We start from the raw sequence: 22,206 nt of genomic DNA, 5'->3' as shown, positions 1-22,206 counted from the left end.
CTTCAATTCGCCTGCGTCAATCAGCAGCGCGTTGCGCGCGCAACGATTCAGCGTAAAGCCGCACCATCGCCGCCCGCACGCCGGCGCGGTCAGTATCGAGCGCGGCCCGCAGCGAATGGCTAGCATCGTCGGCAAGCACTTCGTCGTCGCCTGCCGCGATGCCCGCCAGCGTGCGCTGCGCGACCTGCTGCGGCGAGACCTTCGGGTCCTTCACCGCGCCGGCCATATCGGTATCGATGAAGCCCGCAAACACACCGACGACGTGCGTGCCCTGCTGCGCCAGTTCGGTACGCAAACCATCGGTCAACGCGCGCGCCGCCGCTTTCGATGCGCAGTACGCCGGATTGAACGCATACGTATACCAGCTCGCGACCGACAGCATGTTGACGAGGCAACCGCCGCCCTGCTTCGCCAGCAGCGGCGCAAACGCCTTAGCCATCGCGTACGGAGCGAAATAGTTGACCTCCATCTCCGCGCGTGCAAGCTCGAATGTCGAAGGCTCGAGGAGTGCCTGCATGCGCATCGCTCCTGCATTGTTGACAAGGATGTCGATATCGGCGCATTGCAGCGCCGCTGCACGAATGTCCTGCTCCGACGTAACGTCGAGCCGAACCGGAATCACGCGCGCATCGTCAATCGTGCGCGGATCGCGCGCGCCCGCATAGACTTTCTGCGCACCGGCGGCGAGAAACGCCTCGGCAAAGGCCTTGCCGAGGCCCCGGTTCGCTCCGCTAATCAACACGCGGCTTCCTTCGATCTTCATGTGATCCTCCCTATGCCTGAATGAACCCGATCCACAGCGTGTCCGCCTCGCTCTGCATGGCGATACGTGCCAAGACCGAGCTGCAACACTGCGCCTGAAACCCATTGTGCGGCGCCGCCAACCATTGCGCGATAACATTGAAGTCATTTGATTCATGACACGGAGGCATACATGCCGGGATTTGACGAACGCATGCTGAACGGCATGAGCGTGTTCACGGCGATAGTCGATGCCGGCAGTTTCGCTGCCGCAGGCGAGCAGCTCGACATGTCGCAATCCGGCGTGAGCCGCGCGGTCGCACGGCTCGAAGCACGCCTTGGCATCCGGCTGTTCGATCGCACGACACGCGTGGTCTCGCTGACCGACGAAGGGCGGCGCTTCTACCAGCAGGTCACCCCGCTGATCGCCGGCCTCGAAGAAGCCGCCGCAACCGCCTCGGGCGGCGCCACCGCGGTGCGCGGCCGGCTGCGCGTCAATCTCGATCCGTTCTTTGCGCGGCTGATTCTCGGGCCGCGTCTCGATTCGTTCATGAACGACCATCCCGAGTTGCATCTCGAACTGATCACCCGCGACCAGTTGGGCGACATGGTGACCGACGGCTTCGATCTTGCCGTACGCTTCGGCGAGCCGCGCACCTCGAGCCTGATCGCACGCAAGCTGCTCGACACACGCATCCTGACCGTTGCTGCACCTTCGTATCTGAAACGCCGCGGCCGGCCGCTTTCGCCGCAGGAACTCGGCAACGGCACGCACGCGTGCATCGAATATCGCGACCCTGAAACCGGCCGGCCATTCGGCTGGGAATTTCACCGCAAGCGCAAAAAGCTCGAAGTAGAGACCAACGGCCGGCTCGTCGTCAACGATGTCGCGACGATGTTAAGCGTGTGCCTGTCCGGCTATGGCATTGCACAGGTGTTGCAGTTGAGCGTGCAACAGTTGCTGGTTGAAAAGCGGCTCGTCGAGTTGTTCCCCGACTGGCCCGACGAGCGTTTTCCGTTGTATGCGTTGTATCCGTCGCGGCACCATCCGCCTGCGAAAACACGGGCGTTTCTCGAGTTCGTGATGTCGCTCGCACCACTCACCCAACCATAAAACTTCGCGTACCCGGTGGGGCAAGATCGGAACGCGCACAGGTAGCGCATGGAATAGCCACGCGCGCTCAGGCGTTCCAGGAGTAGGGCATTCGTCAGGGTTCCTGCACCCATGCCGCTCCAGCATCGCTGCAATGACGCTGCTGCTGTCGATCAATCGTCCACTGCTGGCTAATCTTGAACCACGGCGCTTGGGTCAGGATGCAATCGGGACGACGAAGCGCCGCTCATCAACATCCAGGAGAACACAACATGACTCAATTCGCTCGCGCAACCACCCTTCTGGTCGCGCTTGGCGCGCTCGCCGCACCGCTTGCTGCACATGCGCAATCAGATACCGCCCCTGTTACGCGCGCTCAGGTCCACGACGATCTGGTCCGTATCGAGCAGGCCGGCTACGATCCGCACAAGGTCAGCGTGCACTACCCGGCTGATATTCAGGCCGCGCAAGCGAAGCTGCAGTCGCAGGCGTCCGGCGGCGCCGACAGCGGCTATGGCACGCCCAGCGACGGCTCAGTTGCAAGCGGTATCCGCACGCCGGCCGATGCACAGCAAAAGCTGTTCAGCCACCACTAAAGCGCATCCGGCGCAACGCCGCACGCGTGACCTCCCGTCCCATGCGCGGCAACACGAAGCCGGCCCGTGCGCCCACTTCATCGAAGCCAACGGGCGGCGCCTCCACGCGCGCCGCCCGCCTTACAAACCCTTCCGATACCGGTATTGCACGCACGTACACGGCGCGCATCGCGCACAGCGCATTTCGCGCATCGCGCACAATGGCGATTCGCACCTGCATCCCCCGCTTCGCGAGCCGCACAGCGCGGCAAACGCAACCAGTTTGCGGTCGCGCCGAATAGAAGCGCGACATCAAGTGTTCTGATTCCTGAACAGACTCTCGCATGAGTCTGTCCCACCGCCCGATTCCTGTCGATAAATCGTGCGGAACTGAACAGCAATCAGCAACGTTTCGCACCGGAGGGCCTATGGAGGCAATCAGAGAATCGCATCATGCGGCCGCCGCACAGCCGGCTCGTCGCATCTCGATACGCACGGGTGGACACCCCATCGGGCAGATGACGCGTCTTGCCAGTCCGTCCAACATCGGACAGGCGATCAAGCCATTCGTGCTGCTCGACCGTTTCATCTTCGAAGCTGACAAACTGCTTCATTTCCCGATGCATCCGCATTCCGGCGTCGCCACGCTGACCACGCTGCTCGACGGTTCGCTGCACTTTGTCGACATGCGCGGCGCGCCGTGCAGGCTGCTACCCGGCGCCACCGACTGGATTCACACGGGACGCGGCATGTGGCATGGCGGGCCGTATATCGGCAGCGGCGAAGTGCGCGGCTACCATCTGTGGGTCGCGCTGCCGCCGGCGCTCGAACTGGCTGAACCGACCGAACAGATTGTCGCAGCCGACCGGATTCCCGTCGAAGGCCCAGCCCGCGTGCTGCTCGGCGCTTACAACGGCGCGCAAAGCCCGCTTGACGCCCCGGCGCCGATAACCTGCCTGCACGTCGAACTGGACGCGGGCGAAACGTGGCGCTATGAGCCGCCGGCCGGTCACGATGTGCTGTGGATTGCGGTTTATAGCGGCTCGCTCGACGCGGGCGATCGGGTCGAAGCGGACGAACTGGTGGTGTTCGAGCACGGCACGCACGGCGTCGATTTCCGTGCGCATAGCAGTTGCGGCTTTATGCTAGGTTCGGCGCAGCACAGCCCGTTCGAGGTGGTCGAAGGCTATTTTTCGGTGCACACGAACGCCGCGGCGCTGCGCTTCGCAGAGGTAGAAATCGCTCGGCTCGCGTTCGAACTGCGCAAGCAAGGCCGGCTCGACACCGAACAGGCCGCCAATGTCGCGCGCAAAATGCGCCTCGGCGCGTGAATCGGGTGAATCGGGTGAATCGCGTGACCGCTGCCACGCGTCATGCAACGAACGGCGGCCGGCGCGCGCGAATCGTGCAGCAGTCTGCACAGCAAGCCGCGCTTGCACAGCGATATCTCCGCCGCGAGTTGCGATCTCGCGGCTGCGCGTTGCACACTGTCGACCCCGACATCCGTCTCGAGCCGCGCGCCTCTTCATGACAGTCAGACTTGCCATTTTCGATTTCGACGGAACGCTTGCAAATACCTATCCGCTTTTCGTGTCGGCGCTGCACGAACTCGCGCTCAAACATCGCTTCCGCCATCCCGCTCCCGATGAGCAGCACAAGCTGCGCGGCATGGGTGCGGCGCAAGTGCTGCGCGAACTGCAGTTGCCGCTGTGGCGGGTACCCGCGGTATCGACTGACTATCGCCGGATCATGCGCGAGCGCATTGCGGAAATCGAGCTGTTTCCCGGCATCGCCGACGCATTGCGGACCCTCGCCGACCATCAGATCGAGCTGGCGCTGGCAACCTCGAATACGCTCGACAACGTGCAGGCCGTACTCGGCAGCACGCTGATCGAACGCTTCGTCGCGCTCGAATGCGGCACGTCGCTGTTCGGCAAGCCGCAGCGCCTGCGCCACATCCTGAAAGACGCGCAGGCCACGCCCGGCGAAACCATCTATATCGGCGACGAAATCCGCGATGCCGATGCGGCACACCGGGTTGGCGTGCACTTCGGCGCTGTTGCGTGGGGCTATACGAGCATCGACGCGTTGCTGGCAAGGCAGCCGGAGCGTGTATTCGACGCACCGGCAGATTTGTGCAGCCTGGTTCACGCAAAACACGCAACCTGATACGCGATTTCACGCGCAACGTGGCGCGCGCAACGGTCCGTAACGCGCCGCGTCCTCCAGGCACCCGCCACGCACCCGCGACGCCCCCCCTGCCGGAAGCCGCCGGCGCAGGTATGATCCGTCCTTGGCAGCGCGCGCCGGGACGGGCGCCGCGCACGCTGCCGCTGCCTGGAGGACATCACGCTTGCGTCAGGATCAACTGGACGGGATCGTCACATTCATTATCGTCGCGGAAGAACGGGGCTTTTCCGCGGCCGCCGTGCGCCTGGGCGTCTCGCCGTCGGCGGTGAGCCAGACCATCCGCAATCTCGAGGCACGCGTCGGCCTCGCGCTGTTCAATCGCAATACGCGCGGCGTCAGTCTGACTGAAGCCGGCTCGACCTATTTCGACCGTGTGCTGCCGGCCGTACGCGAGCTGATGCTCGCGTCCGACGAACTGGGCGCCGCGCTCGACCGGCCCGCAGGCCTGCTGCGCATCAGCGTGTCGCGCTCCGCGTACATGATCGTGCTGCAGCCGATGCTGCGCCGCTTTCTCGACCGCTATCCGGACATCACGCTCGACGTGTCGATCGAAAGCACGCTGGTCGATATCGTCGGCGGGCGCTACGACGCGGGCATCCGGTTCGCCGACAAGGTCGAACGCGATATGGTGGCGGTCAATGTCGGGCCGCCGCTCGCTGCGTACTACGTCGCGTCACCGGAATATCTGACTGCGCGCGGCACGCCACGTCATCCGCGCGACCTGCTCGCGCACTCGTGCGTCGGTTTCCGCCTGAGTTCGACCGGTCAGGTCGAACGCTGGGCCTTTGCGAAAGACGGCGAAACGCTCGAACTCGCGGTCAGCGGCCGGCTGCTGATCAACGATGCGGCGGCGCTGGTGCAAACCGCGCTCGACGGCATCGGCATCGTTTACATGATCAACGGCTATATCGAGCGCTTTCTCGACAGCGGGCGCCTCGTGCGCGTGCTGGCCGACTGGAGCCCGCCGCTGTCCGGCTTCGCGCTGTACTACACCGACCGCCGCCGCGTGCCGCCGAAGCTGCGCGCACTGATCGATTTTCTGAAGGACGAAATACCGCAGCACGCGCCGCAGACCGAAGTGGTGTTCCGCTAGCACCGCACCCGCAAAGCGCCTAAGCGAGCGCCTCGACGACGATGCGCGTCGCCGCGGCCAGCACTTCGCTGTTCGCTTTCGCGTCCTTCTGGTCTTGCGTGAAATACAGCGCAATGATCAAAGGCGGCCTGCCCGGCGGCCATGCGAGCGCAAGGTCGTTGGTGGTGCCGTAATCGCCGGTGCCGGTCTTGTCGGCGACACTCCAGCCGTCCGGCACGCCCGCGCGGATCCGCTCGTTGCCGGTGGTGTTGCCGCGCATCCACGTAACCAGTTGCTCGCGCTGCGGCGCGCCGAGCGCATCGCCGAGCGCAAGCTTCTGCAGGCTTTTCGCCATTGCCTGCGGCGTCGACGTATCGCGCCAGTCGTTCGGCAGCGCTTCGTTCAGCGCGGTCTCCCAGCGATCGAGGCGGAACGTGTCGTCGCCGATCGAGCGCGCGAAATCGTTGACCGCCGACAGGCCGCCCAGCTCTCTGAGCAGCAGGTTCGCGGCGGCATTGTCGCTGTACTGCAGCGCGGCGGCGCACAGTTCGGCGTTCGACAGTCCGTCGCCACCCAGGTGCTTCGACGTGACCGGCGAATTCGGCACCAGCGAGTCGGTGCCGTAGATCACGTGCTCGTCCATTAGCCCCGGGTCCTTGCTGCTGCGCTGCAGGACCGCGCCGACGGCCATCACCTTGAAGGTGCTGCAGAACGCGAAGCGCTGCCCGGCGCGATGCGCGAGCAGTTTGCCGTTGGCCGTGTTCAGCGCATACACGCCGAGCTGGCCGCCGTGCGCGGTTTCGAGCCCGGCAAGTTTGCGTTCGGCCGGGTTGGCGGCGCCGCGCCGGAACGGCCAGTAGCCGCACGCGGAGACCAGGGGAACGGTGGCGGCCGCAGCAAGCAACGCACGGCGGGCAGGCGAATGGGTCATCCGGGGTGATCCTTGAACCTTGAGTTAGCGGTGAAATGAGCGGTGAAATGAGCGATGAAAGAGCGGACGACTGGCGATTGACTGAGCGGGTTCGACCGGATGGCGCGCAACGGGTTCCGGCCAGCTGCCGGCTCGCCCGTGGTGCCCATGGTGCCGCCCAGCCAGCTTCTTGCAGCGCGCGCCCGAAACGGCAAGCGCAACGCGCACCGCGGCCGGCTCTCCTGTCGCGCCCCTCGGGCCGGCGCGCTGGCGGCGCGCGTAACGCAGACAGCGAGCGTCACGCGCACGCGCTACCGGCTCGCATTATGCCGAAGATGACGGCGGGACCGCCACCTTCGTCGTGCATCCCGCCGGCGATCGATCGCGTCTGTCACCCGACGCATCGCCACCGCTGCCACCACTACACGCTCAACACCGCCGCCGGATCCATCAGCTTGTCCAGCGTGATCGGCAACTCGCGCACGCGCTGGCCGGTCGCATGCCAGGTTGCGTTCGCAATCGCCGCCGCGAGCCCCGTAATGCCGATCTCGCCGATGCCGCGCACGCCGAACTCGTTCAGTTCGAAGTCGGGATGGTCGAGCAGGATCACGTCGATCTGCGGCTGATCCGCATGCACCGGCACCACATACTCCGCGTAGTTGTTATTGGCCGGCAACGCGGAACGCTCGTCGTACTCGGTGCCCTCGAACAGCGCCATGCCGATGCCCATCACGATCGCGCCTTCCACCTGGTTGCGCGCCGTCATCGGATTGACGATGCGGCCGACGTCGATCGCGCTGACCACGCGTGCGACCCGCAGATGCGAGATGCCCGGATCCCAGCGCACCTCGACGAAATGCGCGCCGAACGAGCCGAATGCAAACTTGCCGTCGGGCGCGCCGGGGGTATGCGCGTTCCCTTCCGCGGCCGCCAGACGCTGCGCCTTCAGCACCGCAGCAGCGTCGACCGAGCGCTCGCCGCTGAGCAGCTTGCCGTTGTCGTAGCGGATCGCATCCGGCTTGACGCCATCGTAGAACGCGCCGCTTTGCGTCGCGAACATCTTCAGCTGCGCGATCGCGTTGCGGGTCGCCTCGGCGATCGCCGGCATCACGCTCGCGGTGGCCCACGAACCGCCCGACACCGGCGCATCGGGAAACGACGAATCGCCGAGCTTCACGTCGATCCGTTCGGTCGGCACCCCGGTCATGCTGCTGACGGTCTGCGCGGCCACTGTGTAGGTGCCGGTGCCGATGTCCTGCACCGCGCAGAACACACCCACGCGGCCGTCGCTGCGCAGTTCGACGCGCGCCCGCGCCGGCGTGCGGTGCGCGTCCCAGTTGCACGCGGCCATCCCGTAGCCGACGATCTCGTTGCCGTCGCGCATCGAGCCGATACCCGGCGTGCGCTGCTGCCAGCCAAAGCGGTCACCGGCCTGCAGGATCGCATCGCGCAGATGATTGCTCGACCACGGCAGATTCACGCTCTCGTCGCGCGTCGAGATGTTCTGCAGGCGAAACGCCTGCGGGTCCATGTTGCACTGGAGCGCGAGCTCGTCGATCGCCGATTCGAGTGCGAACAAGCCAGGGGCCGCACCGGGCGCGCGCATCGAGGTCGGCGAGCCGCGATTTACATTCGTCACCGCATGGCTCACCTGCACGTTCGCGCACGAGTAGAGGCTCTTCGCCTGCCCGCCGCAATTTTCCACGTACTGATCGGTGAACGAGGTGGTGCTGACCGATTCGTGCCGCAGCGACGTGATCTTGCCGTTCGCGTCGGCCGCGATGCGCAGATGCTGACGCGTTTCGGGCCGGTGGCCGGTGGTCGTAAACATCTGCGCGCGCGGCACGACCAGCTTGACCGGCCGCCCGACTGCGCGCGATGCGCCGCATGCCGCCACCGAATGCGGCCACAACCACAGCTTGCTGCCGAAGCCCGAGCCGATAAACGGCGCTTCAACGGTGATCTGCTCCGGCGGCATGTTGAAGATGCGCGCAAGCGTATTGCGATGCGTCGTCACGCCCTGCGACGCCTCGTACAGATGCAGTTCGTCGCCGTTCCAACTGGCGAGCGTCGCGTGCATTTCCATCGGATTGTGCGTTTCGACCGGCGTGCGATACACCGCATCGATCTTGTGGGGCGCCGCATCGAAAGCGGGCCCGGGTTCGCCGCGTGCGTGCTGACGGCCCGCGCTGCGTGTGCCGCCGGCGGCCACGCCCTGCTCCAGATTCGCGACCGGCTTGTTCGCCGCATACCTGACGTCGACCTTGTACGCCGCCTCGCGCGCGTGCTCGAACGTATCGGCCACCACCAGCGCGACGAACTGGCCCGCGTAATTCACGTTCGCATCCTCGAACGGCAGACGGCGCTCGTCGGTCACCGACGCGGTCAGTATGTCGGAGAACGACGTCAACGTGCGCGGCGCGCGATAGAGCCGCGGAAAGTTTTCGTGCGTGAAAATCTCGATCACACCCGGCGTGCGGCGCGCGGCTGCGCTATCGATGCGCAGCACGCGGCCGCTCGCGATCGTGCTGAACACGCCATACGCGTACACCATGCCGGGCTGATTCTGATCGGCGGCGTAGTGTGCCGCGCCGGTCACTTTCAGGCGGCCGTCTACCCGGCGCATCGAATCGCCGATTCCATCCTGCTGGTTCATAACATCCTCACCGTAACGTAGACCGCGCGCGTCATGCGACGAGCGTCGACAGGTTGCGCACGATCGCCTGCTGGCCGAGTGCGATCTTGAAGCCGTTCTGGCCGTACGAGCGCGCGCCTTGCATGGCCACCGCGGCGGCATGCTGGAACGTAGCCGTCGTAGCCGGCTGGCCTTTCAACGCGGCTTCCGCGTTCGGTGCGCGCCAGGGTTTGGTGCCGACGCCGCCCAGCGCAATGCGCGCGTCGCGGATCGTGCCGCCGTCGAGCACCACGATCACCGCACTCGACGCGAGCGCGAACTGGTACGACGCACGGTCGCGCAGCTTCAGATACGCGGAGCGGCTGCCGGCAAGCGGCGCATCGAGCGTCACGTGCGTGATCATTTCGCCGTCGTTGAGCGCGTGCTCCTTCCACGGCGTAGCGCCGGGCAGCAAGTGATAGTCGAGGAAGTCGATGTCGCGCGCGCCGTTTGGCCCCTGTACGCGCACGCTGGCGCCGACCGCCGCCATCGCCACGCACATATCCGACGGATGCGCGGCGATGCACTGCTCGCTGCCGCCGAGCACCGCATGCACATTGCGGTTGTGGCCCGCCATCGCCGAGCAGCCGGAACCGGGCTCGCGCTTGTTGCACGGCGATACGCCGTCGCGGAAGTAGCCGCAGCGCACGCGCTGCATCACGTTGCCCGCGGTCGTGGCCTTGTTGCGCAGCTGCGTGCTCGCGCCCGACAACAACGCCTGCGACAGCACCGGGTAACGCGTACGCACGATCTCGTTGCGCGCCAGCTCGGTGTTGCTGACCATCGCGCCGACCCGCACGCGGCCGTCCGGCAACACCTCGATCTGGTCGAGCGCCAGGCGGTGAATATCGACGACGCGCGCCGGGCGCATCACATCGAGCTTCATCAGATCGAGCAGCGTCGTGCCGCCCGCAAGGAACACAGTATTCGCAGCTTGCGCGTGCGCGGCGATCGCATCGTCGACGTTCGCGGCGCGCTGGTAGTCGAAGTTACGCATCAGCCGGCCCTCCGCATTTTGCCGCGCGCGTCCTGAATCGCCGCGACGATGTTCTTGTACGCGCCACAGCGACAGATGTTGCCGCTCATCGCCTCGCGCAGCGCGTGGTCGTCGGCGGGGATGCGCTGGTCGTGCAGCACGGCTACCGCGCTCATCATCTGGCCGGACGTGCAGTATCCGCACTGGTAAGCATCGTGTTCCCAGAACGCCTGCTGCACCGGATGCAGCTTGCCGTTGCGCGCGAGCCCTTCGACCGTGGTGATCTGGTCGCCATCGTGCATCACGGCAAGCGACAGGCACGAGTTGATCGACACACCGTTCGCGTGCACCGTGCACGCGCCGCACTGGCCGTGATCGCAACCCTTCTTGGTGCCGCTCAATTGAAGCTGGTCGCGCAATACGTCGAGCAGGATGGCGTTGGGTTCGACATTGATCTTGTGCATCACGCCGTTTACGTTCAGTTGCACGGTGTGTGTGGTGCTCGTGCCAGTGCCGGCTGCCGGCACGACTGCGGCTGGCGGCGCTTCGTCGGCGCGCGCTTCCGACAGCACCGGCGCGCCCGCCGCGGCAGCCAGGCCCGATACGCCGACCGACTTCAGAAAGCCGCGGCGCGTAACGCCAGCCGGGTTGTCGGTCGCGTCGCTTGCGCCCGAACCGGGCGTGCGGCTGTCGCCGTCGCGCGCTGCAGTGCGGGCCGGATTCGTATGCTCAGTCATTTACGTTGCCCCCGAATAGCTGGGTTTAAGCAGGTTGAACAACAGGGTGCGGAATACGGATCATCACGCCGGCCATCGCAGCCAAGGTGCCGCATCCTCGCCCGAGACATTGCCATAGCCGTATTTCGGTAGCCAGCGCGCAGCGCTTCATACCGCTTGCACAAAAACTGCACGGTCGGGGCCGGCGCAAGACGGTACGCGCCGGCGGTTCGATGTGGGCGAGACGGCTGATTGCAACGACACGCGCGGTAGAATCGCGCTAGCCGGTTTGCTGCGTAGTCCGTTGCACGACCCTGTCCAAGGAGTAGCTGGATGATCACGCTCTACTCATATCCCGGGCTGTACGGCCTCGAGGACAACAATCCGTATGGGCTCAAGGTATTTGCGTTTCTGAAGCTCAACGGCCTGCCATTCGAGCATCGGCATATTCTCGACACCAAAGCGGCGCCGCGCGGACAGTTGCCGTATCTGGTGGATGGCGACCAGACCATCGGTGATAGCGACGCGATACTGGCCTATCTGACGCGCCAGTATGCGCTACCGATCGATGCGGCGCTGACCGGTGCGCAGCGCGATCTCGATCTGATGCTGCGGCGCACGCTGGACGATCTGTATTGGGTCATGTCGTATTCGCGCTGGCGCGACGACCGGTACTGGCCGGCTTTCCGGGCGGCGTTGCTGGCGCAACATCCGGATCTGGCCGAGCAGGATCTCGAGGCGGCGCGGCAGTACAACTTCAATCGTTACCACTATCAGGGTATCGGGCGCTACGAGCCGGAACAGGCGTATGCGCGCGGCATCGCGGATTTGCAGGTCGTCGCGAACCTGATCCACGACGAAGGCTTTCTGTTCGCGGATCGGCCGGTGAGTATCGATGCGGGGGTGTATGGGTTTGTCGCGAATATTTACTTCTATGACATCCCGACGCCGCTCAAGCAGTTCGTGCTGTCAGAGCCGCAGCTGGTGCGGTATTGCGAGGCGATGCGGGAAGTGGTGACGCGTGGCGGTTCAGGCAACTGACGGCGCACGTAGGGTGCACGCAAGCACCTCGCCACGCTCAGCTCGACCGTCGCTCGCCGCTCTCACCTGACTCTTGCGCTGCCCGGCTGCGAAACAACCGGCACACCGCTTCCGGCGCCGTGCAGCGTTCCAGTTGCTCACGGAACTCGTGATCGCAAAAGCATTGCGCGACATCCGCCAGCAGATGCAGATGCGCACTGTCCGCCCACTGCGGCACCAGCAGCGCAACGACGTCGCTGACCGGCTGGCCATCGGGCGCTTCGAACGCGATCGGCTCGGCGAGCCGCGCATAAATCGCGACCGGCCGCGGAATGCCTTCGATATGGCCGTGCGGCACTGCGAGGCCACGGCCGAGGCCGGTCGAACCCAGCGCCTCGCGCGACGCCAGCCCCGCTACGACGGTTGCCGCCGGCACCTCGCACAACGCCTCGAATGAGCGGCTCAACTGCTCGAACAGCGCATCGCGACTGGTCACCCGCAGGCCCAGCAGCACGTGGCTCGCAGGCAGCAGTTGCGTCAGGCGCGGCGGCTCGCCTGGCTCCCCCGCGCGATGGTCGCGCGCCGGCCGCTCGCGCTCTGCAGCATCGGCCCGCATCAGGCTACGCCACGCATCGGTCGGCGTGTCGGGCATCTCCATCACCTGGCCCACTTCGGCGTCCGGCGTCAGCATCGACAGGTGGCGCATCGCGTGGCCCACGTCGGCCTTCGGCAGATACAGCGACAGACGCATGCGGCCGCTGTCGCGCAGCGGTGCGACGCGCAGCGTCCATTGCTGGTTGCCGCAGTCGCGGATCAGCGCTTCGCGAAACGGCGTGGTGTGCTGTGCATCGACAGTCACGTGCAGCATCACGTTGCGGCCGGCTTCGCGGTCCGGATCGACGCGGCGTTCCGGCTTGCCGCGCTTGAGCAATGCTCGAAGTCCTCCGCCCAGGGTGTGCGCCATCTGATCCTCTCGATGCGTTCGACAGTTGAAGATTATCCGACGTCGTGCAAAAGCGGCATAAAAGGCCGCAGGGTCGTCGTAAAAAACGGCTTAGGAGAAAACGGACTGGGGTAGCGGGACGTTGAAAAAGCGCGTGCGTGCAACGCGGTCGACACGTGCGGCGCGTGTCGCGTATGGAGTGCGTGACGAACGCACCGGCCTTCCGCTTCGCGCCGGGCGCGCCTGCCCATCGCCTCAATGCAGCATCGTCACCGGTGTGCGCGTCAGGCGCCACAGACGCGCGATGATCCACCAGCGCGTCAGCACGCCCAGTTGGCTCGCATCGACGATCACGGCATCCGCGTGCTTTTGCGTCGCGCGCGCGGCGATGGTTTGGGCGATCGGGCCGAAAGCTTGCGTGCTGCGATAAGGTACGCCCGCGTCGTCGAGGATCGCGCGCGTTTGCGCCAGCGCGCTCGGCACGCAGCGCTGGTCGAACAGACGCAACGGCCCGCGCGCGTGAAATGCCGCGGCCCGCCCCCACGCGAGCGGCTGCATGACTTCGACCAGTTCGACTTCCGAGACGCAACGCTCGGCAAACAGAAACGCGGCATGGCGCGCGGCCTGCAGCGCGCCATCGTGATGGATCACGGGAATCAGCAACCGTAACATCGGGGCTTCCACTCAATGCGGATCAAGACGCTGCCATTTCAGCAGGCCGGGCATCAAGCTGCCGGAAAATATCCGGGGGGATGTCTAAAAATGCTGTAAACCGAAGGCTGAAAACCGGTGCGTATCGTATGAATGTAGACAATCCGAAAGCGCTGCTTCGATCGCCGATTCAACCGCGCTTCGGTTGCTACCTCAGTTTCTGCTTCAACCGCCGCGGCGCGGCAGCGCAATGCCGGCATGCGGCATGTCGGCGACCAGAATGCTGCCCGTCATCGATTCGGTCATGAACAACTGGCGTCGCCCGGGTCCGCCGAACGCGACATTGGTCACAGTCGGCCCGGCCGCCGATTTCACACGCGCGATGCACTCGCCGTTCGGCGCGAACACGAACACATGCCCGAGCGACGCATGCGCGACCGCGAGATTGCCGGCTTCGTCCATCGCCAGTCCATCCGGCCCGCTGGTGCCGAACATCGTGCAGAAGCGACCCACTTTCGCAACACCGCCCGAGGCCGGCAGTGGCGCGCGCCAGATTGCGTTGTCGCGCGTCATCGCGATGTACAGGCACTGCTCGTGCACATCGAGCACCAGCCCATTCGGGCTCACGCCGTTCGCGAGCAGGCATTCGAGGCGGCCATCCGGTGCAAGCCGATACACGCGGCCAGTCGGATCGTGCAGACCGGTCTGGCCCTGGTCGGTGAAAAAGATGTCGCCGTTCGATGCGATCGCGAGATCGTTGATGCCCTTGAACGACTCCGCGTTGCGGCGCGCCAGCAGCGGCCGGACGCGCCCGTTGACGGGATCGAGTTCCATCAGGCCGTTGCGGTAGTCGGCGATCAGGATGCGGCCATCCTGATGCAACTTCAGACCGTTCGGCTCGCCATCGTATTGCGCGACCACCTGCCACACACCGTCAGGCGAGATGCGCAGCACGCGGCCGTACGGAATATCGACGATATACAGATTGCCGTCGGCGTCGAATGCCGGACCTTCGATAAAGCTTTCCACCGCCTGCCCCGGTTTGTTCGCCTCTGCCCACGCGGAGTGCTGCCCTTTTTGCCGCAATTCGGCGGGCATCGTGCTCCAGACGCGGGATTCGATCAGGCGGGGCGGTTGGTCCAGATACATCATCGGAAAGCTCTTGTACGAGGGAAACGGAAGGCGGCATGCTGCAGCGACGGAGGTGAATCTTGTTCTTTCTTATAGAACAAGATTCCAAAATATACGTGAGCGTCGCGAAGCGCGTCAAGTCGCTTGACACCGTACAGCCGCTCTTCGTAACATGACACAAAGACAGAATGTAGTTCTATCTTATAGAACTTTCAAAACACTTATAGCCGCACAAGGCATACCGAGTACCAAAGGAGCGTAGCCCGATGAATTCCGCCAGCAGCGGCGTCCTTGTCAGCGAAGTGGGCCCGCGCGACGGCTTGCAAAGCGTTGCCGCCACCTTGCCCACCGCCGACAAATGCGCATGGATCGACGCGCTGGCGGCCGCCGGTCTACGCGAAATCGAAGTGGGTTCGTTCGTGCCGCCGTCGCTGTTGCCGCAAATGGCCGACACCGCGCAGGTAGTCGCGCACGCGCTGACGCTGCCGGGCCTGCACGTCGCCGTGCTGGTGCCGAACCGGCGCGGCGCGGAAGCCGCGTTCGCGGCCGGCGTGCACAAGATCACCGTGCCGTTTTCGGTCAGCGAGCCGCACTCTCTCGCCAATGTGCGCAAAACGCACGCACAGATGCTCGACGAGCTCAACGCAATCGTCGCGCTGCGCAACGCGCGCTATCCCGGCGTCGAAATCGAGGCGGGCTTGTCCACCGCGTTCGGCTGCACGCTGCAAGGCGTGGTGCCCGAAGACGACGTGCTGCGCATCGCGTTGGCGGCCAGCGAATGCGGCGTCGATGAAGTGGGGCTGTCGGATACCGCCGGCTACGGCAACCCGGCACAAGTGAAGCGCCTGTTCAAGCGCCTGCAACAGGAGCTCGGCGCGGCAGCGGGCGGCGCGCACTTCCACAACACGCGCGGCCAGGGCCTCGCGAACGTGGTCGCTGCGCTCGACGCCGGCGTGACCACCTTCGATGCATCGCAAGGCGGCATCGGCGGCTGCCCATACGCGCCGGGCGCGACCGGCAATATCGTCACCGAAGATCTGGTGTTTCTGCTCGAGTCGATGGGCGTGCCGACCGGCATCGACATCGAGCGGCTGGTCGCCGCGCGCGACAAGCTGGCCGCAGGCCTGCCCGGCGAACCGCTGTATGGCTACCTGAACGCAGCGGGGCTGCCGAAAGGTTTCAGCTATGCGGCGCGCCCGCCGGCGCAGCAATAGCCACTGGCTGCTCCGAACCGCTGCACCAGGTCATGCAGCGGCGCGGCAGCACGCACTGCACGGCCCCGTGCGCGAGCAACGCCGCAAGCTGAAACAAGCCACAAAAACCGATAACAAAGACCATCCGATCGACAACAAAGGGCCGCTGCCCGCGCAGGGCATCCCTCAGGAGACTTCGATGCAGCACACCGCGCAGCCCGACATGGACCGGCTTGCCACCGCACCCGCCGATCTTGCCGAACTGGAACGCAGCGCGATCCGCAAGGCCGGCTGGCGACTGATTCCGATCGTCGCGCTCGGCTATTTCCTCGCTTATCTGGATCGCACCAGCGTCGGCTTCGGCGCGCTGACGATGCTCAAGCAGTTGCAGATGACGGCCACCGAATTCGGTCTCGGCGCCGGCCTGATGTTCGCCGCTTATTGCCTGTGCGAAGTGCCGAGCAATCTCGGCCTGTATCGCTACGGCGCGCGCAAGTGGATCGCGCGCATCATGATTTCGTGGGGCCTCGCGGCGGCCGCGACCGCGCTTGCGGTCGGCCCGAAAAGCTTCTATCTGACGCGCATCGTGCTCGGCATCGCCGAAGCGGGCTTCTTTCCCGGCGTGATCTACTACCTGACGCTGTGGTTCCCGACGCCATACCGCACCCGCGTGCTCGCGTGGTTTACGGTATCGACGCCGCTGTCGTCGTTCATTGGCGGCCCGCTGTCGGTGTCGCTGCTGCATCTGCACGGCCTGTTGGGTCTGGCGGGCTGGCAGTGGATGTTCATCGTCGAAGGACTGCCGGCGTGCGTGCTCGGCATCGTCACGCTGTATCTGCTGACCGACCGGCCGCGCGACGCGAAGTGGCTGTCCGCCGGCGAACGCGATGCGCTCGAACGCGCGCTTGCGCGCGATGCGAAAACGAATCACGCGCCGACCCATGCGTTCCTGCCCGCACTGCGCGACCCGCGCGTGTACATTCTCGGGCTGATCTCGTTCAGCTTCTCGATGGGTTCGTATGGCGTGGCGATCTGGTTGCCGCAGATCCTGAAGGGACACGGCATCAGCATCACGATGACCGGCTGGCTGTCGGCAATTCCGTATTTCTTCGCAAGCGTGTTGATGCTGGTGTGGGCCGCGCACGTCGACCGTACCGGCAAGCGCATCCTGAATCTCGCGCTGACCTGCCTGCTCGGCGCGCTCGCGCTGATCTTCTCGATCCTGTTCGATCAGTTGCTGCCGGCGATGGTCGGCATCTCGTTCGCGCTGATCGGCACAATTACCGCGCGCACCGTGTTCTTCACGATCCCGAGCCGATTCCTGTCCGGCCAGGCGGCGGCGGGCGGGATTGCGCTGATCAACTGCATCGGCGCGTTCGGCGGCTTCGTCGGGCCTTATCTGGTGGGTTTCCTGAAGGACAGGACCGGGTCGTTCTCGGCCGGCATGATCGGCATGGCGGTGGTGCTGTTCGTCGCGACCGGCCTGTCGGTTTCGCTGCGCGCGTTCATGAAGGATGGTTGAGCTGCAACCGGATACGCAAAAACCGCAACGCAAATAACCACATCACGTAGCAGCAGCCTGAAGCGGTGCACCGTCCCTCTCCTCCCGGTGCTCCGCTTTTTTTTTCGCCGGCCCGCCGCTGCCGGATGAGCTGTAGACGCGATCGGCTATTGAGAGTCAGCTATTGAGCAACGCCGCCCGCGTAAGCGGCAGCCACTCAGGCTCGTCGCCGCCCAGTCGCGGCGTAGGCAGCGCCCAGCGGCTCGGCGTCTCCGACATCTTCAGCACCGGCCCAAGCGTGCGCAGCGGCCCGTAGCTGGCATCTTCATCGACATATAGCGTACTCAGCACGTCTTCCGGCAATTTGCCGGGCGCCTGTGCGAATGTATCGACCAGTCCGCGCCGTTGCGCAAACATCGCCGCCTGACATAGCGAAACGTGCACGCGGTAACTGCCGCCTTCGCGCGCGCGACGCGCCAGCGCGAGCATCGCGCCGTACGCGGCGAGATAACCGGTGGTGTAGTCGCACATCGGCGCAAATACCAGCTTCGGCTGGCCGGCGCCAGTGAGCCGCCCGTTCGCTTCGCAAACGCCGGTTACCGCCTGCGCGATCTGCTCCCAACCCGCGCGCGCCGCAAACGGACCGCCCGAGCCGAAACAGCTGACCGTCACGTGCACGATGCCGGGCCGCAACGCGGCCAGTTGCTGCATGCCGAAACCGTGCGCGGCAAGCCGCCCTGGCCGGTAACCGTCGATAAACACGTCGGCGTCGCGCGCCAGCGCGGCCAGACGCGCGGCATCGGCCGCGTGCGTGAGTTCGAGAAAGCAGCTGCGCTTGCCGTGGCTCGTATCGCGCACGTGCTCCGGCGTTTGCGGCAAGCTGCGGCTCGTCACCATCAGCACGTCGGCACCGTGTTCCGCGAGCGTGCGGCCGGCAATCGGCCCGGCGAGGATGCGCGTCAGATCTAGCACGCGGGTGCCCGCGAGCGGCCGCACGCCGGGAATGAACGGCTGCGGCGCGCTATCGCCGATGCGTTCGATTTCGATCACCGGACGCTCGGCCAGATAACGGCCCTGCGGATGCGCGAGCCATTCGTCGCGCGTGCGAATCGTGCCGCCACACGCACCGGCCGTGGCGATCGCTTCTTCCAGTTCGTCGGCATTCCATTGCGCGACTGCGGCCTGCACCGCTTGCGGCGTGCTGTCGCACTTCAGCACGCCAAGTACGCGTGCAGCCAGATTCGGCAGATTGAAATGCGGCAACAGCCAGCGACCATCCGCTGTGCGCCACGGCTGCGTGACGGTCAGCATGTGCGCCATGGCCTGCGGAATCGGCACGGGCTGATACACGCCGTCGCGATTCGGCGCGCGCGTGTAATCGACGGTGCGCAGTGTGGCGGCCGCCTCGCGCACGTCGACGCTCAGCTGTTGACGACGGCCCGTGCGCATTTCCCAGATGTCGTTGGCCGCGACGCCGACCGCGGCGAGTGCGGCACCCGCGCTCTCGCCGACGCGAAATGGCGTGGGAAAGAACGGATCGTGGCCTGTCAGCGTGACCTCCTGGCGAGCGGAAATGTCGCTGCCGCGAATCGCGAGCAACTCGTCGAGTGCTGCGTGTTTGCCCTCGCTGAGGGTAGGAGTGTCGTTCTCGTGCATCGATGCCTCGTTTGATTGCTGCGTGCCGCAGCGATGGCCGCGCGCGACAGTGCTGCGACCATCGCTTCAGCGTTCTATCTTATGAATTTTCGTTCTAACTATGGTGTTTCAATTCGATTCACGCGTCAACCTCGGTTCGGCATTTAATGGCGCCGGCAGGGTATACTTTCCAAACATCTTTAGAACACGGTTCTATCTTTCGGAACCCCATTTTTAGCACGGATAAAACGCATGTCGGAACTTGTCGTCGTTACGCAGCATGATCATTGGGCCGTGATTCGTCTCGCGCGCGCGGCTAAACGCAATGCGCTCAATCGCGAAATGCGCACGGCACTGCGCACGCATCTGGAAGCGCTGAAGCCCCACGCGCGCGTCATCGTGCTGACCGGCACCGATGCGGTGTTCTGCGCAGGTCTCGACCTGAAAGAACGCGAAGCGGAAAAGGCTGCTGGGCAGGCCGATACGGCAGGTGAGGAAGCACTCGAGCTGAACGTGTCGATGCGCGAGCATCCGGCGGTGTTCATTGCCGCGCAGAACGGCCTCGCATTAGGCGCGGGCGTGACGCTCGTCAACTCATGCGATCTCGCGATTGCTGCGGATAGCGCGAGCTTCGGCTGCCCCGAAATCGGCTTCGCGACCTACGCGAGCATGGCCGGGCCAACCACGCAGCAAACCGTGCAGCGGCGCCGCGCGGCATGGCTGCTGCTGACAGCGGAACGCATCGATGCGGCAACGGCGGAACGCTGGGGTCTGGTGAACGAGGTGGTCGCCGCTGCGCAACTGGATGCGCGCGCAACCGAGCTTGCCGAGCGCATCGCACAGTTCGATCCGGTCGCGCTGCGTGAAGTGAAACAGGCGCTCAACCGGATTCCGACTGAAATCACCGGCTGGCGCGCCGGCATGGAGTATGGGCAAAGCGTGAACGATGCGATCCGCCGCGAGACCACGGCGGCGGCGCAAGGCCTTGCTCATTTCGCGCAAGGCGGGCGCAATCCGGGTCAAGGCTGAATGATCGAATGACACTGCTGCGCGGCCGGAGCAGCCGCGCAGGCCGCATAGCCGCTTCAACGCACACGCGTCAAATCGCCCCGCTGTCTCGCATCGCATCGATCTCCTGCTGCACAAACCCAAGCGATTCGAGTACACGCTGCGTATCCTGGCTCAGGCGCGGCGGCGGCGCATCGACTGTCGGCGCCACGCCATTTACCTTGAAGCCGGTGCGCAACACCCGGATATCGCGCCCCACGCCCGGGCAATCGTCGAATTGCGCAATCATGCCGCGCTCGCGGACCTGCGGATGATCGAGCGCCTCAGGCACGCTCAATACCGGCCCCGACGGAATGCCCGCCTGCGTCAGCAGCGGCCACCACGCCTGCGCGGAGCGTCCGGCGAGCGCCTCCTCGAGCGCCTGCTTCAGTTCGAAGCGGTGCTTGAGCCGGCTTTGCCGCTCGGCAAAACGCGCATCGTCGATCAATTCAGGGCGCTCCACCACGCGGCACAACGCTTCAAATTGCTCCTGCTTGTTGGCCGCGATATTGAGCAGCCCCTGCGCGGTCTGAAACGCGCCCGACGGGCTTGCGGTGATGTTCTCGTTACCCATTGGCCGCGGCGCCTGACCGGCGATCAGATAGTTCGACACCGCCCAGCCCATCGTCGCGAGCGTCGCTTCGAGCATCGATACGTCGATGAAAGTCGCCTCGCGCTGCGGCTGCCGTGCGAGCGCCGCGGCAATCGCGAACGCTGCGGTGATGCCGCCGATCGTATCCGCAATCGGATACCCGACCCGCAACGGCGCTGTCGCTTCGTCGCCGGTAATGCTCATCACGCCGGACATGCCCTGGATGATCTGATCGTACGCAGGCGCCCCGCGCAGTTCGCCCTGCTGGCCGAAGCCCGAAATCGCGCAATAGACCAGCGCAGGCTGCAACGCCTTCAACGCATCGAAATCGAAACCGAGCCGCGGCATCACGCCGGGCCGATAGTTTTCGACCACCACGTCAGCGGTTTTGACGAGGCGCCGGAACACTTCCTTGCCCTGCTCGCTTTTCAGGTTGATCGTGACCGACTGCTTGCCCGCGTTTTGCGCGAGAAACGACACGCCCATTTTCGCGCGATTAAGCTCCGGGTCCGCGCCGAGCTGCCGCGCGAGATCGCCGCTACCCGGCGTTTCGACCTTGATCACCTCCGCGCCCATATGCGCGAGCTGATGACAGCAAAACGGACCGGACAGTACATTCGTCAGATCCAGCACCCGCACTCCATTCAACGGCCCAGCCATCCGCGCTCCTTGCGCTCGCGCATGTCAATTTGCCATGCGCGAACGACGTTTCAAAAGATAGAATCGTGTTCTATTATAATAAAGGTTTGCCCAAGATAAAATAGCGGTCTTTCATACGGAGGTTCACGAGCGGATGCCACGCAAGCCCAATCAACCATCGGTAGCCGATCTCAATGCGGCCGAAGGCGGCGTGGCCGCGGTCGACCGCGCGCTATCGCTGCTCGACGTGTTCACCGTCAGCGAGCCTGAAGTCGGGCTGATGGAACTCGCCGAGCGCACGCAGATGTACAAGAGCACGGTGCTGCGGCTTCTGGCCTCGCTCGAGCACGCGGGGCTGGTGGTGCGCACCGGCGACGGGCTGTACCGGCTCGGCCCGGCGGTCGCGCGGCTGCATCATGTCTATGCATCGACCTTTTCGCTGGCGGACGTGGTGATGCCGGTGCTGCGCAAGCTCGTCAGGCAGACCGCGGAAAGCGCAGCCTATTACGTGCCGCAGGGCGACCGGCGGGTCTGCCTGTTTCGGGTGGATTCGCCGCAGCCGGTACGCGATCATCAGAATGTCGGCGACGTGCTGCCGCTCGATCGCGGCGCGGGCGGGCGGATTCTGTCTGCCTATCTCGGCGCAAAAGGGTCGATGTACAAGCAGATCCGGCGCGAGCAATCGGTGGTGCTGTCCGGCGACCGTGCGCCGCAGCTGGCCGGCATCGGCGCGCCGGTGTTCGGCGCGGATGGCCGCATCGAAGCGGCACTCGTGTGCACGATGCCGTCCGAACGGATGAAGCTGGAGTTTGCGCCGCTCGTCAAACGCGCGGCGCGTGAAATCACCGGGTTGCTCGGGCATCCGTATCCGGATGCCGAGGTCTGACCGGGCTTCGAGACTTTGCCC

At 65.1% G+C, this 22,206-nt stretch carries 20 protein-coding genes; 10 read left to right on the top strand and 10 right to left on the bottom strand.

The window, feature by feature from the left end:
- Positions 1-16: 16 nt before the first annotated feature.
- The gene (locus ACYVNQ_RS13220; RefSeq protein WP_460902946.1) at positions 17-763 is read right to left on the bottom strand and encodes an SDR family oxidoreductase; all 747 of its coding nucleotides are present in this window, start codon (positions 761-763) and stop codon (positions 17-19) included.
- A gap of 171 nt (positions 764-934) precedes the next feature.
- Between ACYVNQ_RS13220 and ACYVNQ_RS13215 the strand changes: the two genes are divergently transcribed.
- From ACYVNQ_RS13215 to ACYVNQ_RS13195, 5 genes are all read left to right on the top strand, one after another.
- Positions 935-1,855, top strand: a complete 921-nt coding sequence (locus ACYVNQ_RS13215) for a LysR substrate-binding domain-containing protein (RefSeq protein WP_460902945.1) — start codon at positions 935-937, stop codon at positions 1,853-1,855.
- Positions 1,856-2,106: 251 nt separating this feature from the next.
- Entirely contained in the window at positions 2,107-2,430 is a 324-nt protein-coding gene (locus ACYVNQ_RS13210) for a DUF4148 domain-containing protein (protein WP_460902944.1), read from the top strand.
- A gap of 407 nt (positions 2,431-2,837) precedes the next feature.
- Positions 2,838-3,740, top strand: coding sequence for a pirin family protein (locus ACYVNQ_RS13205; protein ID WP_460902943.1), 903 nt, complete (start codon positions 2,838-2,840; stop codon positions 3,738-3,740).
- Between the two features lie 196 nt (positions 3,741-3,936).
- Positions 3,937-4,578, top strand: a complete 642-nt coding sequence (locus ACYVNQ_RS13200) for an HAD hydrolase-like protein (RefSeq protein ID WP_460902942.1) — start codon at positions 3,937-3,939, stop codon at positions 4,576-4,578.
- Positions 4,579-4,762: 184 nt separating this feature from the next.
- A complete protein-coding gene (locus tag ACYVNQ_RS13195) occupies positions 4,763-5,692 on the top strand; it encodes a LysR family transcriptional regulator (protein ID WP_460902941.1) in 930 nt (309 codons plus the stop codon).
- 19 nt (positions 5,693-5,711) lie between these two features.
- On the opposite strand, the gene bla is transcribed toward ACYVNQ_RS13195, so the two are convergent.
- The 4 genes from bla to ACYVNQ_RS13175 form a co-directional block, all read right to left on the bottom strand.
- Positions 5,712-6,602 (bottom strand): class A beta-lactamase, encoded by an 891-nt coding sequence (gene bla / locus ACYVNQ_RS13190; protein ID WP_460902940.1) that lies wholly within the window; start codon positions 6,600-6,602, stop codon positions 5,712-5,714.
- Positions 6,603-7,002: 400 nt separating this feature from the next.
- Positions 7,003-9,237, bottom strand: a complete 2,235-nt coding sequence (locus tag ACYVNQ_RS13185; protein WP_460902939.1) for a xanthine dehydrogenase family protein molybdopterin-binding subunit — start codon at positions 9,235-9,237, stop codon at positions 7,003-7,005.
- Positions 9,238-9,268: 31 nt separating this feature from the next.
- A complete protein-coding gene (locus ACYVNQ_RS13180) occupies positions 9,269-10,252 on the bottom strand; it encodes an FAD binding domain-containing protein (protein ID WP_460902938.1) in 984 nt (327 codons plus the stop codon).
- A complete protein-coding gene (locus ACYVNQ_RS13175) occupies positions 10,252-10,968 on the bottom strand; it encodes a 2Fe-2S iron-sulfur cluster-binding protein (RefSeq protein ID WP_460902937.1) in 717 nt (238 codons plus the stop codon). Before ACYVNQ_RS13175 ends, ACYVNQ_RS13180 begins: the two co-directional genes overlap by 1 nt.
- A 312-nt stretch (positions 10,969-11,280) precedes the next feature.
- Between ACYVNQ_RS13175 and ACYVNQ_RS13170 the strand changes: the two genes are divergently transcribed.
- Positions 11,281-11,988 carry a glutathione S-transferase family protein gene (locus ACYVNQ_RS13170; protein ID WP_460902936.1) on the top strand — a complete coding sequence of 236 codons (708 nt, stop codon included), beginning with the start codon at positions 11,281-11,283 and terminating at the stop codon, positions 11,986-11,988.
- Between the two features lie 37 nt (positions 11,989-12,025).
- Here ACYVNQ_RS13170 and ACYVNQ_RS13165 read toward each other — a convergent pair whose 3' ends face one another.
- From ACYVNQ_RS13165 to ACYVNQ_RS13155, 3 genes are all read right to left on the bottom strand, one after another.
- Positions 12,026-12,931, bottom strand: a complete 906-nt coding sequence (locus ACYVNQ_RS13165) for a PTS sugar transporter subunit IIA (RefSeq protein WP_460902935.1) — start codon at positions 12,929-12,931, stop codon at positions 12,026-12,028.
- Positions 12,932-13,165: 234 nt separating this feature from the next.
- Positions 13,166-13,582: a universal stress protein gene (locus ACYVNQ_RS13160; protein WP_460902934.1), complete on the bottom strand. Its 417-nt coding sequence runs from the start codon at positions 13,580-13,582 to the stop codon at positions 13,166-13,168.
- A 204-nt stretch (positions 13,583-13,786) separates the two neighbouring features.
- Complete coding sequence (locus ACYVNQ_RS13155; RefSeq protein WP_460902933.1) at positions 13,787-14,713, bottom strand: SMP-30/gluconolactonase/LRE family protein; 927 nt, start codon at positions 14,711-14,713, stop codon at positions 13,787-13,789.
- A 245-nt stretch (positions 14,714-14,958) separates the two neighbouring features.
- On the opposite strand from ACYVNQ_RS13155, the gene ACYVNQ_RS13150 reads away from it, so the two are divergent.
- Positions 14,959-15,906, top strand: coding sequence for a hydroxymethylglutaryl-CoA lyase (locus tag ACYVNQ_RS13150; protein WP_460902932.1), 948 nt, complete (start codon positions 14,959-14,961; stop codon positions 15,904-15,906).
- Between the two features lie 178 nt (positions 15,907-16,084).
- A complete protein-coding gene (locus tag ACYVNQ_RS13145) occupies positions 16,085-17,407 on the top strand; it encodes an MFS transporter (RefSeq protein ID WP_460902931.1) in 1,323 nt (440 codons plus the stop codon).
- A gap of 156 nt (positions 17,408-17,563) precedes the next feature.
- Here ACYVNQ_RS13145 and ACYVNQ_RS13140 read toward each other — a convergent pair whose 3' ends face one another.
- Positions 17,564-19,042, bottom strand: coding sequence for a CoA transferase (locus ACYVNQ_RS13140; RefSeq protein ID WP_460902930.1), 1,479 nt, complete (start codon positions 19,040-19,042; stop codon positions 17,564-17,566).
- Between the two features lie 231 nt (positions 19,043-19,273).
- Here ACYVNQ_RS13140 and ACYVNQ_RS13135 point away from each other — a divergent pair, with 231 nt between their 5' ends.
- Positions 19,274-20,050 carry an enoyl-CoA hydratase/isomerase family protein gene (locus tag ACYVNQ_RS13135; protein WP_460902929.1) on the top strand — a complete coding sequence of 259 codons (777 nt, stop codon included), beginning with the start codon at positions 19,274-19,276 and terminating at the stop codon, positions 20,048-20,050.
- 70 nt (positions 20,051-20,120) lie between these two features.
- On the opposite strand, the gene ACYVNQ_RS13130 is transcribed toward ACYVNQ_RS13135, so the two are convergent.
- Positions 20,121-21,320, bottom strand: a complete 1,200-nt coding sequence (locus ACYVNQ_RS13130; protein ID WP_460902928.1) for a CaiB/BaiF CoA transferase family protein — start codon at positions 21,318-21,320, stop codon at positions 20,121-20,123.
- 133 nt (positions 21,321-21,453) lie between these two features.
- Here ACYVNQ_RS13130 and ACYVNQ_RS13125 point away from each other — a divergent pair, with 133 nt between their 5' ends.
- A complete protein-coding gene (locus tag ACYVNQ_RS13125) occupies positions 21,454-22,185 on the top strand; it encodes an IclR family transcriptional regulator (protein WP_460902927.1) in 732 nt (243 codons plus the stop codon).
- Positions 22,186-22,206 lie beyond the last annotated feature (21 nt).

This window comes from Paraburkholderia jirisanensis (assembly GCF_054782355.1).
This window is presented reverse-complemented; position numbering and strand designations above follow the sequence as displayed.